Genomic DNA, 3540 nt, shown 5'->3' on the forward strand with positions numbered 1-3540 from the left:
GAGGAGGAAAAGGAGCTATTTAAGAGTGAAGATATTCTTATAAAGAGGGCGTGGGATAGAATCTTTAGCACAGATAGGGAGAGGTTTGAGGATTTTAAAGAATTACGCTATGCAAAAGAGCATATAGCAAAAGAAGCAGAAAGAGAGATAAACACTCTAGCCCAATTCCACGAAGGCAAAAGCATAAGAGGTATCCTAAATAGTGAGCAAAGAGATAAATACTTAGATGATGTAGCCTCGCTTGTTAGTAAGTTTGGCTTTAGCGGTGCTGGAGTTAGCAAAGATGGGGATTTATATCTACTAAAAGATGATAAGCAATATCGTGTAAATGATGGGTTTTTTGATAATTTTTGGGATATTTTATATAACGCAAAAGGTGAGTTAGCAGGGGGGATTTTAGGAAGTATAGAAGGCTTTAAAAGAGGTAAGAGTGTAAAAGGAAAAGTGCTAGGAAGTATCATAGGAGGTGCGTTAGGTAGTGCAACAGGAGCAGGGGCGGATATAATTGCAGCTAATGCTTATTTAGATAGAGAAAATACAGCAAGAGACATAATAGGTCATAGTGTAGAGGCAGGATTACTTAGTGCAGTTGGTGATGGAGTTATCTTAGGAGTTAGCAAATATGGCAAAGATGGGCTAAAAAAGACTATACAAGGAGTAGGAAAGCTAATTGATGAGACTGCAATTGGTGGGTTTATAAGAAATCTACCAACACAAAATCTAAGAGGAGCAGAAGAGATTCTATCTCACTCAATCACAAAGGAGCAAAGAGAAGCTATAAAAAAGTTTGGCGAAGAATTTGGTGGGAGCTTAAAAAGAGGAGATGGGAATTTAGATAGCTTAATAAATGCAACAAACAATCTACCACCACTATTTCAAAGCACTGCAGGGAAGATTTTAGAATCTCTAAATAAACCAACGCTAAAAGATAGACAACTTGAACTACTAGATCTAATAAGAGCTGATAAAAGTGGTAATACTCTAGCATTCCTTTTAGAGAGTGCAAATACAAGCCCCGAAATTCAAAATAATCTAAAGAGTATCCTAAATGCTACAACACAAAACTTCAAGCGTGAGCTAGAAAAGCTAAATATCTCACCAAATGCAATAAGCCAAGTCTTCAAAGAAATGGATAGAGAAAACAAAGAAGGCTATAATGAAGCAATAAATATAGTGCTTAAAGATTTATATGAAGATTCTAAAGTAGTGCTAGATAGGAGAGCTTATGATAACTTTAGAAAAGGACTTGATAGACAAGGTATAACAAGCGAGGAATCTTATAGTTTTTTAAACTATTTAGAGAATGTGCTTTATAGAACACAAGGCATTGGATTTAATGAACTAGATAATGCAAGAAAGATTCTAAATAGCTATTACAAAGAGGCAAAGGACCCAAACTTTAAAGACTATATAAAAACACATATACAAGGATTTCTAAGAGATGACATAAATAATGGAATTGACAGAATCTTTAAATCTAACCCACAAACATACCTACAAGCAACACAACTATATCAAACAGCACTAAGTGATTATGCAACAATAAAAGAAATACTAAAGCTAAAAGAGATAAAAAGAGCACAAGATGCGTCTAAAAGTATAGAAGATTCAAATAGTGCTTTAATGTCATATCTCAAAGGGCAGGGCGATGAGATAGATAATATCACAAAAATTAAAGAAGCAACAAGAGGAAATGCAGAACTAGAGCTAGGATTAATAAATAATCTAATTCAAAAAAGTCTAATAAGCGATGAGGGCTTTGAAGTGTTTAACTCAAGCTACTTTAAAGAGCAAATAAAGGGCTTAGAATCCCTCTTTACTTCTAAAGAGGCAAAAGAGCTTTTAGAGTTAATAGATGGTTTTAACACACTCTTTGTAAATGACGGAAAAATTGCTTTAGCATTAAAACCTGCAAACACACAAAAAGAAGGCTATGGACTAGCTACAAGCATAAGTGGAGCTATAAATCAAAAGGCAGTGAAAATAATCTTTGAAGGACTTCTTAGAAATCTCCCAAAGCTTGGTATTCCACTAACTCCAATTAAGTTTAATTCATTTAACGAAAAGATTCAAGGTGCAGCACTAAGGTATCACATAAGTAGAGCTCTAAAAGATTCTATAAACATACAAGACTTTAAAAAAACACTAGAGACAAGAGCTACAAAGACAAAGTTTAACACCAAAACACAAGAGCTATTGCAAACCTTCTTAAATGATATTGATACAGGATATAAAGTAGGAATAGAGGCTTTAGAAAGCGAGAAAAATAGGCTAGAGGGGAAGAGTAGTTTAAATAAAAAGAGGCAAGAGACGCTTTTAGAATTAAAGCAACTAAGAGGGCAAAACATAATCAATAAAAGCGATGGAACAAAAGCAATATTGACAGCAAAAAGTATCAAAGAAATGCTTAGTTCTAAAGCAATAAATCAAAGCATTAAAAATGGGTTTGATGAGAAAACACATATAGAAGCGGTTAGAAATATAGTAAATCTTTTTAGAGAAGCGAAATTTAAAGAAACTCAAAAGCCACGACACCCAAAAGAACATGTAAAAGAGTATAGCATCTATGAAGCTCCATTTTTGAATGCAAATGCAATTATAAGTGTGCAATCAAGGAAATTTAGCGATTCTGTGTTGTATTTTTTGAAGCTAGAAGAGTTGCAACCAAGCGACATCTCTTGGGGCGTCCAAACAAGCAAGTCGCATGGTTTAAAATCTGTGGTGGATACCGAGCTTGACACCCAAACACTCCCGAGCACAAATTCTAATACTAATTCTACCACATTTCCTAAAGAATGGGATAGCTACAACGCAAAAGAGAAAATGGCTTTTTTAAAAGAGAAACAAAAGAGTAGGTTAGATACAAAAGCAATGGAGATTAGTGATATTTTATTTACAGATAAAAAAGGCAATGAAAAGATTCTAAGTAAAGAGATACAACAAAAATGGCTAGAAACTTTTAATCTAAAAAGCATTGATGAAGCCTATATCCCAAAGCATAATAAAGAGATAAAAGAGGCACTAGGAGGCAAAGAGATAAGATTGCAGTTGGGAAGCCTTAAAAAGCTAGTCTCACAAAATAGAGAGCAATACATACCACAAATAAAAGAAGTGCTAGATAACCCAGAAGCAATCATTAGAGATAAAGCAGGAGAATATTTATTAATAAAACATTTAAAAGATGGCGATTATTTTGTCAATGTAAGTTTTGATAATGGCGAATATTTAGTAAGTATCTCAAATGGGTTTAAAGAAACCAATAATTTAAAAAATAAGCTAGAAAATGGGGGTGAAATAATCTATCAATCGCCAAACGCCAATTCTATCTTGCAAACGCTTTTACAGACTTCGCTATATTCAGCCAACACGATTGACAATATTAATTCTACCATATTTCCTACAAATTGGAATACTCTAAGTGCTAAAGAGAAAATAGCTTTCTTAAAAGAGAAACAGAAAATTAAAAAGGAAGCAGAGGAGAAAAGGATACAAGATGAATTTATAAAGAGGAGCAAAGAGCAAACAGAAAAAATAGCAAAA

General features: G+C 33.7%; 1 protein-coding gene. It reads left to right on the forward strand.

The genetic code is table 11. The annotated features are described in order from the left end of the window. On the forward strand, positions 1 to 3540 hold a 3540-nt coding region (locus PF022_RS08710), incomplete at both ends, for a PBECR2 nuclease fold domain-containing protein (protein WP_271023564.1).

Origin of the sequence: Helicobacter sp. WB40 (assembly GCF_027859275.1) — a bacterium.
Taxonomy (GTDB): Bacteria; Campylobacterota; Campylobacteria; order Campylobacterales; family Helicobacteraceae; genus Helicobacter_D; species Helicobacter_D ibis.